This is a genomic window from Streptomyces sp. BK239 (assembly GCF_004217285.1).
In the GTDB taxonomy this organism is placed as follows: Bacteria; Actinomycetota; Actinomycetes; order Streptomycetales; family Streptomycetaceae; genus Streptomyces.
This window is the reverse complement of the sequence record NZ_SHKS01000001.1, coordinates 936,866-952,087: the sequence shown is the minus strand read 5'-3', so window position 1 is coordinate 952,087 and position 15,222 is coordinate 936,866. Positions and strand designations below refer to the sequence as shown.

Here is a 15,222-nt window from a genome sequence, read left to right as displayed (position 1 = left end):
GACGGTGAAATCATGCGGCGGCAACCTCCTGATTCCCCACGTGGAAGGAGCCCCGCGATGCAGGGCGACCCCGAGGTCATCGAGTTCCTGAACGAACAGCTCACCGCCGAGCTCACCGCGATCAACCAGTACTTCCTGCACGCGAAGATGCAGGAGAACTTCGGCTGGACGCGGCTCGCGAAGTACACCCGGCACGAGTCGTTCGACGAGATGAAGCACGCGGAGGTGCTCACCGACCGCATCCTCTTCCTGGACGGCCTGCCGAACTACCAGCGGCTGTTCCATGTGCGCGTGGGCCAGACGGTGAAGGAGATGTTCGAGGCCGACCGGCAGATCGAGGTGGAGGCCATCGACCGCCTCCGGCGCGGGATCCACGTGATGCGCGAGAAGGGCGACATCACGTCCGCCAACATCTTCGAGTCGATCCTCGCGGACGAGGAGCACCACATCGACTACCTCGACACCCAGCTGGAGTTGGTGGAGAAGCTCGGCGAGGCGCTCTACATCGCGCAACTCATCGAGCAGCCGGAGAGCTGAACCGGCGCCGCACGGCCGACGCGCTAGGCCGCTTCGTCGAGGCGGGCGGTGAGCACCTGCTCACCCTGGTCCGCCTGCTCCCGGCGCGGGCAGGCGCCGCGGCCGAGGATCGCCTGGATACGGCGTACGCAGGACCCGCAGTCCGTGCCGGCCTTGCAGGCGGAGGCGATCTGGCGCGGGGTGCAGGCGCCGTTCTCCGCGTGCTGCTGGACCTGTGCTTCCGTCACCTGGAAGCAGCTGCAGACGAACACGCGGATCCACCTCCCGCCGGGATTGATTGCTGTCGCCGCCCCGTTGATCGGTGAGGCTAACCTAACCTTACCCGGGGCTCAGGAGGCGCAAAAGTGGAGGGGGCGCGGATCGTATGTGATCCGCGCCCCACCCCCTCCGCCCGTCACGGGCGGATCACTACTGGTCCCGGTACATCTCCGCGACGAGGAAGGCCAGGTCGAGCGACTGGCTGCGGTTGAGCCGCGGGTCGCAGGCCGTCTCGTAACGCTGGTGCAGGTCGTCGACGAAGATCTCGTCGCCGCCGCCCACGCACTCGGTGACGTCGTCGCCGGTCAGCTCCACATGGATGCCGCCCGGGTGGGTGCCGAGCGCCTTGTGGACCTCGAAGAAGCCCTTGACCTCGTCGAGCACGTCGTCGAAGCGGCGCGTCTTGTGCCCGGAGGCCGCCTCGAAGGTGTTGCCGTGCATCGGGTCGGTCACCCAGGCGACGGTCGCGCCCGAGGCGGTGACCTTCTCGACCAGCTCGGGCAGCTTGTCGCGGACCTTGTCGGCGCCCATGCGGACGATGAAGGTCAGCCGGCCCGGCTCCCGGTCCGGGTCGAGACGCTCGATGTACTGCAACGCGTCCTCGGCCGTCGTCGTCGGGCCGAGCTTGATGCCGATCGGGTTGCGGATCCGGGAGGCGAACTCGATGTGCGCGTGGTCCAGCTGCCGGGTGCGCTCACCGATCCACACCATGTGCCCGGAGACGTCGTAGAGCAGGCCGGTGCGGGAGTCGACGCGGGTGAGCGCGGACTCGTAGTCGAGCAGCAGCGCCTCGTGCGAGGAGTAGAACTCGACGGTCTTGAACTCCTCCGGGTCGGTCCCGCAGGCGTGCATGAAGTTCAGCGCGCTGTCGATCTCGCGCGCGAGCTGCTCGTAGCGCTGGCCGGACGGGGAGGAGCGCACGAAGTCCTGGTTCCAGGCGTGCACCTGGCGCAGGTCGGCGTAGCCGCCGGTGGTGAAGGCGCGCACCAGGTTCAGGGTGGAGGCGGAGGCGTGGTACATCCGCTTCAGCCGCTCCGGGTCGGGGACGCGGGCGGCCTCGGTGAAGTCGAAGCCGTTGACGGAGTCGCCCCGGTAGGTGGGCAGGGTCACCCCGTCGCGGGTCTCGGTGGGCTTGGAGCGCGGCTTGGAGTACTGGCCGGCGATCCGCCCGACCTTCACCACGGGCACGGACGCGGCGTACGTCAGCACGGCGCCCATCTGCAGGAGCGTCTTCAGCTTGTTGCGGATGTGGTCGGCGGACACCGCGTCGAAGGCCTCGGCGCAGTCGCCGCCCTGGAGAAGGAACGCCTCTCCCTTGGCGACGGCCGCCATCCGGGCGCGCAGCTGGTCGCACTCGCCCGCGAAGACGAGCGGCGGATACGACTCGAGGTCCGCGATCACTGCGCGCAGAGCCTCGGTGTCGGGGTACTCGGGCTGCTGCGCCGCGGGCAGGTCTCGCCAGGTGTTGCCAGCGCTCGCGCTGGACTTAGCGTTCACGGTCACGCACTCAACCCTACGGGGTCACCCAGGGCGTCCATCCCCGTGCCCAGAAAATGAGACGAATAGCGCTGAGACACGGCCGGATCGGGCCGGTCCCCGCCACGGGGGCCCGGCCCGGTCCGGCAGGGGCGTCAGTGCAGGTTCTGCACCGTGGGGTCGGTGAAGCCGACGGCGAAGACGGTGCGCAGCGACATCGATTCGGCGCCGTTGTAGTTCAGACAGGCGTCGCCGGCGCCCGTGGCCGGCTTGAAGTCCTCCGGGTACGTCGCCTTGAGCGACGCGCTCGGGCAGATGTGCTCGGTCAGGCCCCACAGCTCGTCCACCGGGTCCGCGCCGAGCCTGGGCCAGTGACTGAGGGCTTGGGGGGTGCCCACCGCCCAGTTCCCGGTGGCGAGGTCGCCGCTGGTGCAGGCCGTCGGGGCGCGGGTGTCGCCGGCCCAGGTGTGCGAGAAGACGGCGGGCTTGGTGCCGCAGCCCTTGTGGAAGTCGAAGTGCAGCAGACCCTGGGCGTCCGTCCAGGTCATGCCGCCCTGGAGGCCCCGGTACCGGGAGGCGGCGTAGGCGTCCTGGATCACCGTCTTGCCGCCGGAGAGGTTGAGCAGCCCCGGATAGGTCGCGGAGTCGGCCGGGTTCAGCTGATAGCGCACCACGCGTCCGCCGTCGGCCTTGCCGAACCACTCGCCGGTGACCAGCTTGAAGGGGCCGCCGCCGGTCTTGTCGAGCGAGAGCCACGAGTAGCACAGCGAGTTCGCGTCGGGCACCCCGTTCACGGCGTCCTCGCTGCACGCGCCGGAGGGCGGGGCCGAGGCCTGCTTGTAGTAGTGCACCTGCGGCATCACGTACGGGTAGCCGCAGGCGCTGGACCTGCCGCCGTTGATGCCGGACGTGCTGACGCCGGAGCCGTAGACGTCGACCTTGGCGAGCTTCTCCATGTCGAAGACGCGGATGCCGCCGGTGGTGTCGGTGACGTAGATGTAGTTGGAGTACCAGACGATCCCGCCGGCGTGGCCAGTGACGAACGTGAAGTTCGAGGCGGCGGACGAGGTGCTGGTGGGCTGGGCGAGCAGCACGTGCCGGTACTTGCCGGTGTCCCGGTCGATGAGGCTCAGCTTGAGCAGGTTGTTGGTGCGGCAGCCGGTCGTGTCGGCGGCGGCGTCGCGTTCGTACGTGTTGTAGTGCCAGGCGACCGCCAGGGCGCGCTTGCCGTCGATGGCGCCGTCGCCCCCGTCGGCGGTGCCCGTGCTGCTCATGCCCTGCGGCCACCAGCGGCCCGTGTCGTCGTCGCCGTGGGCAGACGACCAGCACCAGGAGACCTTGCGGGTGACCGGCGGCAGCGCCTTGGTCTCGTTACCCGCGCAGGCCCGCATCGAGCGCAGGTTCATCCAGGGGTCGGCCACGCCGGAGGAGTTGGTCGTGTAGTCGGTGGTGAGCACCTGCTCCAGGCTGGCGTGCTCCGTGAGGTGGTTGGCGTAGAGGTTGTTCGTCGCGGCGACGTAGCTCGTGTCGGTCATCTTGAACCGGTCGCCGCTGAGCGCCAGTTTCGTCATCGTCGGCTGGTCCACGGCTGTCGCGGCCGGCCCGGTGAGGCCGGAGAACAGCGCGGCCGCCGCGGCGACGAAGGCCAACGGCCTCAGTCTGCTCGTTAAAGACACACCCACCCCTTTTGGTTCTGGTCTGGAACACGTCAAGCAGACGTGATCATAGGCCGGATCCGAAGCAGTGAAGCGCGTGCCGCGACGGGCACCGTGGGGTAGGGTGCGGCGCATGTTCGCGCACTCGACCCACACCCGGAACTGGTGGTGGACCGCTCATCCGGCGGCCCACTGACTGCGCGTACGCACGACTTCGCGAAGGCCGCCCGAGGGCGGCCTTCGGCGTTTTCCCCGCCGGTCGTCCTCCCGGCCCCGCACCTTCCCGCCTCCCCTCCCCCGCTTCACCCGGTGCACCTGAGAGGACCCACGGACCATGAACCTGCTGGACCTGACGCACGACACCCGCCCCTTCGCGCTGCTGCGCCGGCGCGCCCCGGGCCACGACGAGCAGACCGTGGAACTGCTCGTCGGCCCGGTCACCACCCACGAACGTCTCGCCGACCTGCCCGACGAGGGCCTCGCGCTCGTGCCGTTCCGCCAGATCCGCGAGCGGGGCTTCGACGTCCGCGACGACGGCACCCCGCTGGCCTTCCTGACCCCCGAGGAGCGCCACGAGATCCCGCTCGCCGTCGCCCTGGAGCAGCTGCCCGCGCACGGGGTGCGCGTCGAGGGCGGCGCCTTCGACGTCGGCGACGAGGAGTACGCACGGATCGTCGAGCGGGTGCTGCGGGACGAGATCGGCCGCGGCGAGGGCGCGAACTTCGTCATCCGGCGGACCTTCGAGGGGCGGATCGCCGGCTTCTCCAGGGCCGACGCGCTCGCTCTGTTCCGGCGGCTGCTGGAGGGCGAGCGGGGCGCGTACTGGACGTTCGTCGTGCACACCGGGGAGCGGGTGCTGGTGGGCGCGAGTCCCGAGGTGCACGTGCGGATGTCCGGCGGCACGGTCGTGATGAACCCGATCAGCGGGACGTACCGATATCCGGCCGAGGGGCCGAGCCCCGAGCGTCTGCTGGACTTCCTCGGCGACGGCAAGGAGATCGAGGAGCTGTCGATGGTCGTCGACGAGGAGCTGAAGATGATGTGCACCGTCGGCGACATGGGCGGGGTGGTGGTCGGGCCCCGGCTGAAGGAGATGGCGCACCTCGCGCACACCGAGTACGAGCTGCGCGGCCGGTCCTCCCTGGACGTGCGGGAGGTGCTGCGGGAGACGATGTTCGCCGCGACGGTGACCGGGTCGCCGGTGCAGAACGCCTGCCGGGTCATCGAGCGCCACGAGCCCCTCGGGCGTGACGGGACCGCGCGCGGCTACTACGCGGGCGCGCTGGCGCTGCTCGGGCGGGACTCGGGCGGGGCGCAGACCCTCGACTCCCCCATCCTCATCCGCACCGCCGACATCGACGCGTCCGGGCGGCTGCGGGTGCCGGTGGGGGCCACGCTGGTGCGCAGCTCGGACCCGGCGGGCGAGGTGGCGGAGACGCACGCCAAGGCGGCGGGCGTGCTCGCGGCCCTCGGCGTACGGCCGGGCAGGCCGCGGGAGGAGGGCGCACGGGCCGGGCTGGCCGACGACCCCCGGGTGCGGGCGGCGCTGGACGGCCGGCGGGCCTCGCTGGCGCCGTTCTGGCTGCGGATGCAGGAGCGGGCGCGGGACCTCGGCTCCCACGCGCTCGTCGTCGACGGCGAGGACACCTTCACGGCGATGCTCGCGCACGTGCTGCGCTCGGCCGGGTTCACGGTGTCGGTCCGGCGCTACGACGAGCCGGGGCTGCGGGAGGCGGTCCTCGCGCACGAGGGCCCGGTGGTGCTGGGTCCCGGCCCGGGCGACCCGTCCGACCTGGCTGACCCGAAGATGCGGTTCCTGCGGGAGCTGACCGCGCGGGTGATCCGGGAGCACCGGCACGGGGTCCTCGGCGTCTGCCTGGGGCACGAGCTGATCGCGGCGGAGCTGGGGCTGGACATCGTACGCAAGGAGGTCCCGTACCAGGGGGCTCAGACGACGGTGGACTTCTTCGGGCGTGAGGAGACCGTCGGCTTCTACAACAGCTTCGTGGCACGGTGCGACGACGACGCCCGGCAGGAGCTGACCGCGCACGGCGTCGAGGTGAGCCGGGCGGACAACGGCGAGGTGCACGCGCTGCGCGGCGCGGGCTTCGCGGGCGTGCAGTTCCACCCGGAGTCGGTGCTGACCCTCGACGGGGCGGCGATCGTAGGGGAGTTGATGAAGGCGCTGCGGCCGGCCGGTCAGGCGGTGGGCGAGAACGGCTAGCCGAAGAACACACCGGCCTCGGCGTACAGTGCGGGATCCACCGTCTTGAGCCGGGCCGTCGCCTCCGCGAGCAGGACGCGGACGATGTCCGTGCCCCGCAGGGCGACCATCGTGCCGAAGTCCCGCTCGTGGACGGCGTCAACGGCGTGCAGGCCGAACCGGGTGGCGAGCCAGCGGTCGTAGGCGCTGGGGGTGCCCCCGCGCTGCACGTGCCCGAGGACCGTGGTGCGGGCCTCCTTGCCGGTGCGCTCCTCGATCCGGCGGGCCAGCCACTCGCCGACGCCGGAGAGCCGCACATGCCCGAAGGGGTCCAGCGAGCGGTCCTTGAGGACCATGCCGCCGTCCCTGGGCACCGCGCCCTCGGCGACGACCACGATCGGCGCGTAGGAGGACCGGAAGCGGGAGGTCACCCAGGCGCACACCTGGTCGACGTCGAAGGGCTGCTCGGGGATCAGGATGACGTTGGCGCCGCCGGCCAGGCCCGAGTGCAGGGCGATCCATCCTGCGTGGCGGCCCATCACCTCCACGACGAGGACGCGCATGTGCGACTCGGCGGTGGTGTGCAGGCGGTCGATGGCCTCGGTGGCGATGCCGACCGCGGTGTGGAAGCCGAAGGTGTAGTCGGTGGCCGACAGGTCGTTGTCGATGGTCTTCGGCACGCCGACGCAGGACACGCCGTGCTCCTCGCCCAGCCGCGCGGCGACGCCGAGCGTGTCCTCGCCGCCGATGGCGACGAGGGCGTCGACCCCGTCGCGGGCGAGGGTGTCGCGGATACGGCGGACGCCGTCCTGCTCGTGCAGGGGGTTGGTCCGCGAGGAGCCGAGGACGGTGCCGCCCCGGGGCAGGATGCCGCGCACCGCCGGGATGCCGAGGGGGACCGACACCCCTTCGAGCGGCCCCCGCCAGCCGTCCCGGTAGCCGACGAACTCATGGCCGTGTTCCTGGACGCCCTTGCGGACGACGGCGCGGATGACGGCGTTGAGGCCGGGGCAGTCGCCGCCCCCGGTCAGTACTCCGACGCGCATGACGGGTCCCCTCGCCGTGGGCCGAGACTGCCTGACGAAGGGTCAGTGTCGCGCGCGACTCACTCGTCGTCGAGGCCGCGCTCTATGGCGTACCGGACGAGTTCGACGCGGTTGTGCAGCTGGAGCTTGCCGAGGGTGTTCTGCACGTGGTTCTGGACCGTGCGGTGGGAGATGACGAGGCGTTCGGCGATCTGCTTGTAGCTCAGGCCCTTGGCGACGAGGCGCAGCACCTCGGTCTCCCGGTCGGTGAGCCGGGGTGCGTCCGGTTCGTCGGCGCCGGCGGCGGGTGCGGGCTCGGAGGCGAGGCGGCGGTACTCGCCGAGCACGAGACCGGCGAGACCCGGGGTGAACACCGGGTCGCCGACGACGGTGCGCTGCACCGCGTCCACCAGTTCCTCCGTGGACGCCGACTTCAGCAGGTAGCCGGTCGCGCCGGACTTCACCGCCTCCAGCACGTCGGCGTGCTCGCCGCTCGCGGACAGCACCAGGACGCGCAGCGCCGGGTTGGCGGCGACGACCTCCTTGCAGACCTGCACGCCCGGCTTGGCGGGCAGGTTCAGGTCCAGGACGAGCACGTCCGGTGTGGTGGCCCGGGCGCGGCGCACGGCCTGCTCGCCGTCGCCGGCGGTGGCGACCACGTCGAAGCCGGCCTCCGTGAGGTCCCGGGCGACGGCGTCCCGCCACATCGGGTGGTCGTCGACCACCATCACCCTGATCGGGCCCTGTACGTCGCTCATCGCCGTCCTGCCTTCCCCCGCTCGATGTTCCCCTGCGGCGCCTTCGGCACCGCCAGTTCGACCTCCGTGCCCTGGCCGGGCGTCGAGATCAGTTCGGCGCTGCCGCCGAGGTCGCGCAGCCGGCCCCGGATCGACTGGGCCACGCCGAGCCGTCCCTCGCCCTCGGCCTGCGCGAGCCGTCCTTCCGGGATGCCGGGGCCGTCGTCCCGCACGGTGACGATCACCTGGTCGGGCTCGTCCTCGACCAGGATCCACGCGCGCGCGTCCGGCCCGGCGTGCCGTCGGACGTTGTCCAGCGCGGCCCCGACGGCCGCCGCCACCTCCCGCGCGGCGGGCGGCGCGAGGAGCACCGGGGCGCCGGGCTCGGCGAGGGCGACCCGGGCGGCGGCGAAGGGGGCGAGCAGGGTGCGCAGGTCGGCAGGCCCGGTGTCCTCGTCGCCGGCGGGTTCGTCCACGATCCGTACGACGGCGCCCTCGGCCTCGTCCTCCGAGACCCGGGAGACCGGCACCAGCCCGCCGGAGACCAGCGTGCGCAGCGCCACCTCCTGCTCGCCGGCCATCCGGCCCAGCTCGGCCGCCTCGCCGCCGATGACCGCGCCGCGCCGCTGCACCATGGCCAGCACCTGGAGCACGCTGTCGTGGATGTCCCTGGCGAGCCGCTCCCGTTCCCGGGTCGCGGCCTCGATCTCCAGGGCACGGGCGAGGGTGCGCTCGGAGGCGCGGGCGACCTCGACGACGTAGCCGATGGCGATGGCGGCTACCCAGACCAGGATCACGTTGTGCACGGTGTCGTGGGCCGGGGCGCCGCGTTCGACGAGGTTGGCGACGGCGACGGGGGTGGAGGCGAACACCGCCCAGCGCCAGCCGCCCTTGACGGCGAACGCGAGGACCGAGCCTGCGGTCCATATCGACGGCAGGGTGGGGCCGCCCTCGACGATCCGCTGGTGGGTGTCGGCGAGCGGGGTGAGCAAAATGCCGGTGAGGGCGATGGCGAGGTCGACGCCGAGGAACGGCTTGGTGCAGGCGGCGGCGTTCTGGACGCGGGGCAGGGTGGCGAGCGTCCAGACGCTCAGCACGGCGTAGTAGCCGACGGCGATGCCGGGGCGGACGAACTCGTCGTAGGCGGTGGCGAACAGGCCCAGCGCGTACAGCATCGTCAGCACCCGGTAGGCGGTGAGCGCGCGCCACAACGGCAGCTCGACCGACATCCGCATGACTGCCTCGCGTCTGGCCATGTCCCCCACCCCCCGGCCCGGCCCCCTCTAGGGCCCGGACCGCTCCGCCTTTTCCTTCTCCGCCTGTTCCTTCTCCGCGCGGGCCAGGGCCGCCTTCGCGGCCTTGCCCGCCTCCTTCTCGGCCTTCGCCGCCTCCGCGATCTGCCGCTTGGCGGCCGTCGCGTAGATGTCGACGTACTCCTGTCCGGAGAGCTTCATGATCTCGTACATGACCTCGTCCGTCACCGCGCGCAGCACGAAGCGGTCGTGGTCCATGCCGTGGTAACGGCTGAAGTCCAGCGGTTCGCCGATGCGGATGCCGGGCCGCATCACCTTCGGCATCACCTTGCCGGGCGGCTGGATCTTCTCCGTGTCGATCATGGCCACCGGGATGACGGGCGCGCCGGTGGCGAGCGCCACGCGCGCGAGGCCGCCGGGCTTGCCCCGGTAGAGGCGGCCGTCGGGCGACCGGGTGCCCTCCGGGTAGATCCCGAACAGCTCACCGCGCTCCAGGACCTCTATCCCGCTCTTGATCGCCGCCTCGCCCGCGCCCCTCGCGCCGGAGCGGTCCACGGGGAGCTGGCCCACGCCCTTGAAGAAGGCCGCCGTCAGCCGGCCCTTCAGCCCGGGCGTCGTGAAGTACTCGGCCTTGGCGATGAAGGTGACCTTGCGGTCCAGGACGGCGGGCAGGAAGAACGAGTCCGAGAAGGAGAGGTGGTTGCTCGCCAGGATCGCGGGGCCCTCGGCGGGAACGTTCTCCAGGCCCTCCACCCAGGGCCTGAAGACCACCTTCAGCGGCCCCCCGACGGAAACCTTCATCGCGCCGTACAACAACCGAGTGCCTCCTGTGTGTGTAGATCAGACCTTAACCCGGAGCGGCCGAGAAGGGTCCGACGGCCCTGGTCGGTGTCAGTGCGGTCGCGTACGGTGAACCTCACACGAAGACAGAAGACAGGAGACCGAAGGTGCCGGTCCTTCCTGGAGCCGAGCCGTACCGCCATGCCGGCGGGGAGGTCGGGGTCCTCCTCTGCCACGGCTTCACCGGTTCCCCGCAGTCGCTGCGCCCCTGGGCGCGGCAGCTCGCCGGGCACGGTCTGACCGTCTCGCTGCCGCTGCTGCCGGGACACGGGACACGCTGGGAGGACATGGTCCTCACCGGCTGGCCCGACTGGTACGCGGCGGTGGACCGCGAGCTGCGCATCCTGCGCGAGAGCTGCACGCGCGTGTTCGTGGCCGGACTGTCCATGGGCGGCGCGCTGGCGCTGCGCCTCGCGGCCAAGCACGGCGAGGGCGTGGAGGGCGTGATCGTCGTCAACCCGGCGAACCGGGTGCACGGTCTGTCCGCGTACGCCCTGCCGGTGGCCCGGCACCTGGTGCGGACGACGAAGGGGATCGTGAGCGACATCGCGAAAGAGGGCGTCGAGGAGACCGGTTACCACCGGGTGCCGCTGCGCGCCGCGCACTCCCTGCGGACCTTCCTGCGGCGGCTCGACGGCGAACTGCCGCAGGTCACACAGCCGCTGCTGCTCCTGCGCAGCGCGCGCGACCACGTGGTGCCGGCCGTCGACGCGCTCCGGATCCTGGGCCGGGTGTCGTCGAGGGACGTGACGGAGGTCCTGTTGGAACAGAGTTGTCACGTGGCGACGTTGGACCACGACGCGGACCGGATCCTCGACGAGAGTCTCGCGTTCATCGGCCGGCTCGCACCCAGTGTCGGCAAGGAAGGGACGACGGCAGGTGGCTGAGCACGACTCCGACCGCGGGGAGCAGGACGTGCCCTTCGACGAGGAGGCCGCGTGGGCGGCGATCGTCGCGGGCTACGGCGAGGAGCCGGCGGACCCGCCGGGCGCGAAGCCGTTCAAGCCGATCGAGGATCTGGCGCTGCTGGAGGCGGAGCCCAACGACGACGGGTCGGGTGCGGGGGCCGGTGCGGGCCCCAAGGCGGGGCCGGTCTCCGTCGCCGACCCCGGCGCGCCCGTCACCGACCCCGGCGCGCCCCCGGAGGCGGGCGCGGGCCCGCACAAGGGCGCGGACCCCGGTCCTCCCGCCGCCGGCTCCGGTGAGGGCGCCGGGGACGGGCCGGCCAAGCCGCTGGGCAGCTCCATCTCCTTCGCGCCCGGCGTCGGCCCGCGCGACTACTCGCTGTCCGAGCCCTCCGACGCGGACTTCGACGAGGGCGACGAGGGCCACTTCGTGCCGCCCGAGCCGCCGCCCCTGCCGACCGCGGACACCACGGCCAGGTTCGCCTGGCTCGGCGTGCTCGGCGGCCCGGTGCTGCTCCTGCTGGCGGTGCTGCTGGGCTGGGAGATGACGTGGTGGCTGACGACGGTCTGCGTCGGCGGCTTCCTGGGCGGCTTCGCGACGCTGGTCATGCGGATGAACCCGGGCGACGACGAGGACGACGGCGACCCCGGGCGGGGCGCGGTCGTCTGACCGGGCGGCCGCAGAACGGGGCGGCCGTCAAGCCCTGAGAGGTTCTGGCGTCATGCGGCGGGCACGCGGAGCGCCGCCAGGACCGGGAGGTGGTCCGTGGCGGCCCGCAGGTCGGCCTCGCTGATCCCGGGCAGTCCGAGGGGCACCCCGCAGCCGAGCACCTCGATCCCCTTCGTCGCGAAGACGGCGTCGATACGGCGGTCGGGGGCGGCCGCGGGGAAGGTGAGCTCGGCGCCCCAGGGGGCGGTGGCCCGGCAGTCGAGCAGGGCGCCGGCCAGACGCCGGAACGTGGGGCCGCCGGGCCGCTCGTTGAGGTCGCCGCCCGCGACGGCGTGCTCCACGCCCATTCCGGCGAGCCGGTCGAGGAGCATCCCGCCCTGCTCGTACCGCTCGCCGGCGTGCAGGCTCAGGTGGCAGCCGAGGACGCCGAGCCGGGCGCCCGCGAAGCGGACCACGGCGGTGGCGAAGCCCCGGCGGTGACGGCCGGGGGTGCGGGGCAGCAGCACGTCCTCGGTGTGCTCGACGGTGGCCCGCAGCGAGCAGAGCACGGCGGGGCCCGCGGCCGTGCCGCCGCCGGTGAGGATCACCAGATCGGTGGCCGAGGCCAGGCGGGCCAGCTGCTTGCGCCAGCGGAAGAAGATCGGGCTTTCCTGGACGAGGACCAGGTCGGGGGCGCAGGCGGTGATGACGCGGGCGAGGGCGTCGGTGTCGTCCCTCATCGAGCGGATGTTGTAGGAGAGGACGCGGATGATGGGCGAACCGTCGGGCTCCGTGCGCGAGTTGGGGAGCTGCGTCATACAGGACAATCTACGCCCGATGAGCGAGGGCGCGAGGCGTGCGCGTCCGCACGCCCCGCGCCCCTTCCCGCGGCGGGGTTCGCTACATGACCGGGTCGGGTTCGCGGGCCAGGTCCGCGGCGCCGACCAGGCCCGCCTCGTTGCCGAGCCGGGCCGCGATCACGTCGGCGACCGGACGCCAGTTGCCGCCGACCAGCCAGCGCCGGTACGACTTGCGGATCGGGTCCAGGACCAGGTCGCCCTCGTCGGAGAGGCCGCCGCCGACGATGAACGCGGACGGGTCGAAGAGGGAGGCGAGGTCGGCGAGACCGGCGCCGGCCCAGCGGGCCAGCTCGCGGTAGGAGTCGACGGCGACCGGGTCGCCCTGGCGGGCGGCCATGGAGATGTGCTTGCCCTCGATGCCGTCGGGCGTTCCGTCGCCGAGGCCGAGCAGGACATCGGCGCGCTCGGGGGTGGCGTTGGCGCGCTGCTTGGCGTACCGCACGAGGGCGCGGCCGGAGGCGTACTGCTCCCAGCAGCCCTGTGAGCCGCAGCCGCACAGCAGGCCGTCGGGCACCATGCGGATGTGACCGAACTCGGCGGCCACGCCGAAGTGGCCGCGGCGCAGCTTGTTGCCGATGATGATGCCGCCGCCGAGGCCGGTGCCGAGCGTGATGCAGATGACGTTGCGGTGGCCCTTGCCCGCGCCGAACTTGTACTCGCCCCAGGCGGCCGCGTTGGCGTCGTTCTCGACGACGACCGGGAGGCCGACGCGTGCTTCGACCTTGTCCTTCAGCGGTTCGTTGCGCCAGTCGATGTTGGGGGCGAAGTAGACGGTGGAGCGCTGCCGGTTGACGTAGCCGGCCGCTCCGATGCCCACGCCGACGATCTCGTGGCCGGCGCGCGCGCCCTCCACCGCCGAGGCGATGGCGTCCACGATGGCCTCCGGCGTGGAGGGGGTCGGCACCTTGAAGGTCGAGAGGATGTTGCCTTCCTCGTCGACCACGCCGGCCGCGATCTTCGTGCCGCCGATGTCGACGCCGATGGTGAGTCCCATGAATCCCTCAGTTTCGGTCGAGCCCCGCTACGGCCAACCGTACCCGAGTGGGGTCAGTCCAGGTCGATGCGCTGGGTCGGGCCGGGGTCGTCGCCGCCGTCGCCGCGGGGGCCGTCGGGGCCGTCGAAGGGGCGGCTCGGGTCGCTCGTCCGGGCCGTCCAGCGCTGCTCCTGGTGCTGGACGGCGGAGCGGTAGGCGGCGAGCAGTTCGCCGCCGGCCGCGGCGAGGTGGTCGAAGACGTCCGGGTTGCGCTCGATGACGGGTTCGACCGCGGCCTTGGCCTGCTGGACGACCTGGCGCACGACCTGCTGGGCGGCGGGTCCGGCGACCGCGCCGAGCAGCGGGGACTGGAGCCCGGAGAGCCGGTCGGCGACCGATTCGACGAGCTTGCGCAGCTCCTCGGCGGCCGAGCCGGGCGGCGGGCCGTGCTGGGCCCTGCGGCGGGCCCGTTCCTCGGCGAGGTCCTCGGCGCAGGCGGTGGCCCAGGCGTCGGCGTCGGTGGCGCGCGTCCGTCCCGAGCCCTCGTCGCCGGCGTCGCCTGTGGGGCGCTCTTCGCTCATGACGGCTCCTGACTACGGTTCGTCCCTACGACGTTACCCGAACGGCGGTATGCCGTTCACCGTGCCGGCGGCCACAGCCCTGGATCCGGCGCGAACCGGACGCGCAGTTCGCCGTCGCGCAGGGCGGCCCCGTCGACGGTGCAGCGGCGCAGCGCGGACGGCAGCGGCACGATCCGGCGGAACGGGCCGACGGTGACGACGAGTTCGTCGCCGCGCCGGACGAGGTCGAGATCGTCGCGTATGGCGCCGGGCAGGGGGATGTGCCAGACGAGCACGCCGTCCTGTGCGACCCGGTCGGCGACGGGCCACTCGACCGGGGGGACGCCCGCGTTGACGTCGGGGACGGCGAGCGCGGTGAGGTCGTCCTCGCCGCGAGGGTCGTGGCCGAGGTGGGCGACGGGGCGGGCCTCGCCCCAGTCCACGAGGGTCTTGCGCTGCTGGGAGACGAGCCGGGCGAGGGGGCCGCCGCCGTCGGCCGCCTCCTCGGGCAGGACGCGGTTGGCGACGAGGGACTCGACGGGCAGTGCGCGCAGGGCGAGCCCGATGCGGGCGTCGCGCACAGCGTCCTCGCCGGCCGGTCCGGGCTCGGCGACCAGGCGTACGGCGGTGGCGCGGTCGGCGAGGACGGCCTGGACGGCGGCCAGTTCCAGGTCCCAGCCGGCGGTCGTCTCGTACAGCCACTCGGCGGGCATGGGGACACCGGCGAGGCGGCCGAGGACGGGGCGCAGGGCGCGGGCCGCCTGGCGTTCCGGGGGGAGCAGGCGGCGGAGGTAGCGGCGCAGTTCCTCCGGGAGGGCGAGGAGCGCGAGGGCCTCCGGGGTGGGCGGGAGGTCGACGACGAGAAGGTCGTGGGTCTCGGCGAGGGCGGCGTCGCGCAGGGCGCGCAGGAGGGTGAGCTCCTCGGCGCCGGGGAGGGGGGTGACCTCCTCCGGGTCGAGGCGGGAGGCGCCGAGCAGGTCGAGGACGGTGGAGGCGCGGTCCTGGAAGGCGGCGAGGTCGTCACGGAAGCCGGCGGCCGCGTCGGGGCGCCAGGCGGTGAGGTGGGGCGTGATCCGGGTCGGCGCGGCTCCTGTCGGCACGCCGAGGGCGGCGCCCAGGGTGTCGGCGCGGTCGGCGCTCAGGACGAGAACCCTGGCGCCGCGGCCGGCCGCCTTCAGCGCGGTGGCGGCGGCGACGGTGGTGCGTCCGCTGCCGCCCGGGCCGGTGATCAGGAGGGTGCGCATGAGGCTGAACGGTAACGGACGATCAGCTTCCTCCCAGGCGCCCGGCG

16 protein-coding genes are annotated in these 15,222 nt (G+C 72.7%); 5 read left to right on the top strand and 11 right to left on the bottom strand.

Annotation, left to right across the window (positions count from 1 at the left end; genetic code table 11):
• Positions 1-57 precede the first annotated feature (57 nt).
• A complete protein-coding gene (gene bfr, locus EV567_RS04145) occupies positions 58-537 on the top strand; it encodes a bacterioferritin (protein ID WP_130437188.1) in 480 nt (159 codons plus the stop codon).
• Positions 538-560: 23 nt separating this feature from the next.
• On the opposite strand, the gene EV567_RS04140 is transcribed toward bfr, so the two are convergent.
• From EV567_RS04140 to EV567_RS27920, 3 genes are all read right to left on the bottom strand, one after another.
• Positions 561-788, bottom strand: a complete 228-nt coding sequence (locus tag EV567_RS04140; protein WP_207228670.1) for a bacterioferritin-associated ferredoxin — start codon at positions 786-788, stop codon at positions 561-563.
• Between the two features lie 157 nt (positions 789-945).
• Positions 946-2,298 (bottom strand): class II 3-deoxy-7-phosphoheptulonate synthase, encoded by a 1,353-nt coding sequence (locus tag EV567_RS04135; protein WP_130437186.1) that lies wholly within the window; start codon positions 2,296-2,298, stop codon positions 946-948.
• A 128-nt stretch (positions 2,299-2,426) separates the two neighbouring features.
• Positions 2,427-3,920, bottom strand: coding sequence for a hypothetical protein (locus EV567_RS27920; protein ID WP_242620663.1), 1,494 nt, complete (start codon positions 3,918-3,920; stop codon positions 2,427-2,429).
• 139 nt (positions 3,921-4,059) lie between these two features.
• Here EV567_RS27920 and EV567_RS28555 point away from each other — a divergent pair, with 139 nt between their 5' ends.
• Both EV567_RS28555 and EV567_RS04120 read left to right on the top strand, forming a co-directional pair.
• On the top strand, positions 4,060-4,122 hold the full coding sequence (locus EV567_RS28555; RefSeq protein ID WP_351093427.1) for a trp operon leader peptide: 63 nt from the start codon (positions 4,060-4,062) through the stop codon (positions 4,120-4,122).
• A gap of 138 nt (positions 4,123-4,260) precedes the next feature.
• Positions 4,261-6,150, top strand: coding sequence for an anthranilate synthase family protein (locus tag EV567_RS04120; protein WP_130437184.1), 1,890 nt, complete (start codon positions 4,261-4,263; stop codon positions 6,148-6,150).
• On the opposite strand, the gene EV567_RS04115 is transcribed toward EV567_RS04120, so the two are convergent.
• The 4 genes from EV567_RS04115 to EV567_RS04100 are packed head-to-tail and all read right to left on the bottom strand — an operon-like array spanning position 6,147 to position 9,945.
• A complete protein-coding gene (locus EV567_RS04115) occupies positions 6,147-7,175 on the bottom strand; it encodes a 6-phosphofructokinase (protein WP_130437183.1) in 1,029 nt (342 codons plus the stop codon). The genes EV567_RS04120 and EV567_RS04115 overlap by 4 nt on opposite strands.
• A gap of 59 nt (positions 7,176-7,234) precedes the next feature.
• The gene (locus EV567_RS04110; protein ID WP_130437182.1) at positions 7,235-7,912 is read right to left on the bottom strand and encodes a response regulator transcription factor; all 678 of its coding nucleotides are present in this window, start codon (positions 7,910-7,912) and stop codon (positions 7,235-7,237) included.
• A complete protein-coding gene (macS, locus tag EV567_RS04105) occupies positions 7,909-9,147 on the bottom strand; it encodes a MacS family sensor histidine kinase (RefSeq protein ID WP_130437181.1) in 1,239 nt (412 codons plus the stop codon). The genes EV567_RS04110 and macS overlap by 4 nt, the downstream gene beginning before the upstream one ends.
• Positions 9,148-9,174: 27 nt before the next feature.
• Entirely contained in the window at positions 9,175-9,945 is a 771-nt protein-coding gene (locus tag EV567_RS04100) for a 1-acyl-sn-glycerol-3-phosphate acyltransferase (protein WP_130437180.1), read from the bottom strand.
• A gap of 146 nt (positions 9,946-10,091) precedes the next feature.
• On the opposite strand from EV567_RS04100, the gene EV567_RS04095 reads away from it, so the two are divergent.
• A complete protein-coding gene (locus EV567_RS04095; protein WP_130437179.1) occupies positions 10,092-10,871 on the top strand; it encodes a carboxylesterase in 780 nt (259 codons plus the stop codon).
• Positions 10,864-11,559, top strand: a complete 696-nt coding sequence (locus tag EV567_RS04090; RefSeq protein WP_130437178.1) for a hypothetical protein — start codon at positions 10,864-10,866, stop codon at positions 11,557-11,559. Before EV567_RS04095 ends, EV567_RS04090 begins: the two co-directional genes overlap by 8 nt.
• 50 nt (positions 11,560-11,609) lie before the next feature.
• Here EV567_RS04090 and EV567_RS04085 read toward each other — a convergent pair whose 3' ends face one another.
• The 4 genes from EV567_RS04085 to EV567_RS04070 all read right to left on the bottom strand — a co-directional run bounded on the left by EV567_RS04085 (position 11,610) and on the right by EV567_RS04070 (position 15,175).
• Complete coding sequence (locus tag EV567_RS04085) at positions 11,610-12,356, bottom strand: endonuclease/exonuclease/phosphatase family protein (protein ID WP_130437177.1); 747 nt, start codon at positions 12,354-12,356, stop codon at positions 11,610-11,612.
• An 82-nt stretch (positions 12,357-12,438) separates the two neighbouring features.
• Positions 12,439-13,392, bottom strand: coding sequence for an ROK family glucokinase (locus tag EV567_RS04080; protein ID WP_130437176.1), 954 nt, complete (start codon positions 13,390-13,392; stop codon positions 12,439-12,441).
• 53 nt (positions 13,393-13,445) lie between these two features.
• Positions 13,446-13,952 (bottom strand): DUF5304 domain-containing protein, encoded by a 507-nt coding sequence (locus EV567_RS04075; RefSeq protein ID WP_130437175.1) that lies wholly within the window; start codon positions 13,950-13,952, stop codon positions 13,446-13,448.
• A gap of 56 nt (positions 13,953-14,008) precedes the next feature.
• Entirely contained in the window at positions 14,009-15,175 is a 1,167-nt protein-coding gene (locus tag EV567_RS04070) for an ArsA family ATPase (RefSeq protein ID WP_130437174.1), read from the bottom strand.
• Positions 15,176-15,222: the final 47 nt, after the last annotated feature.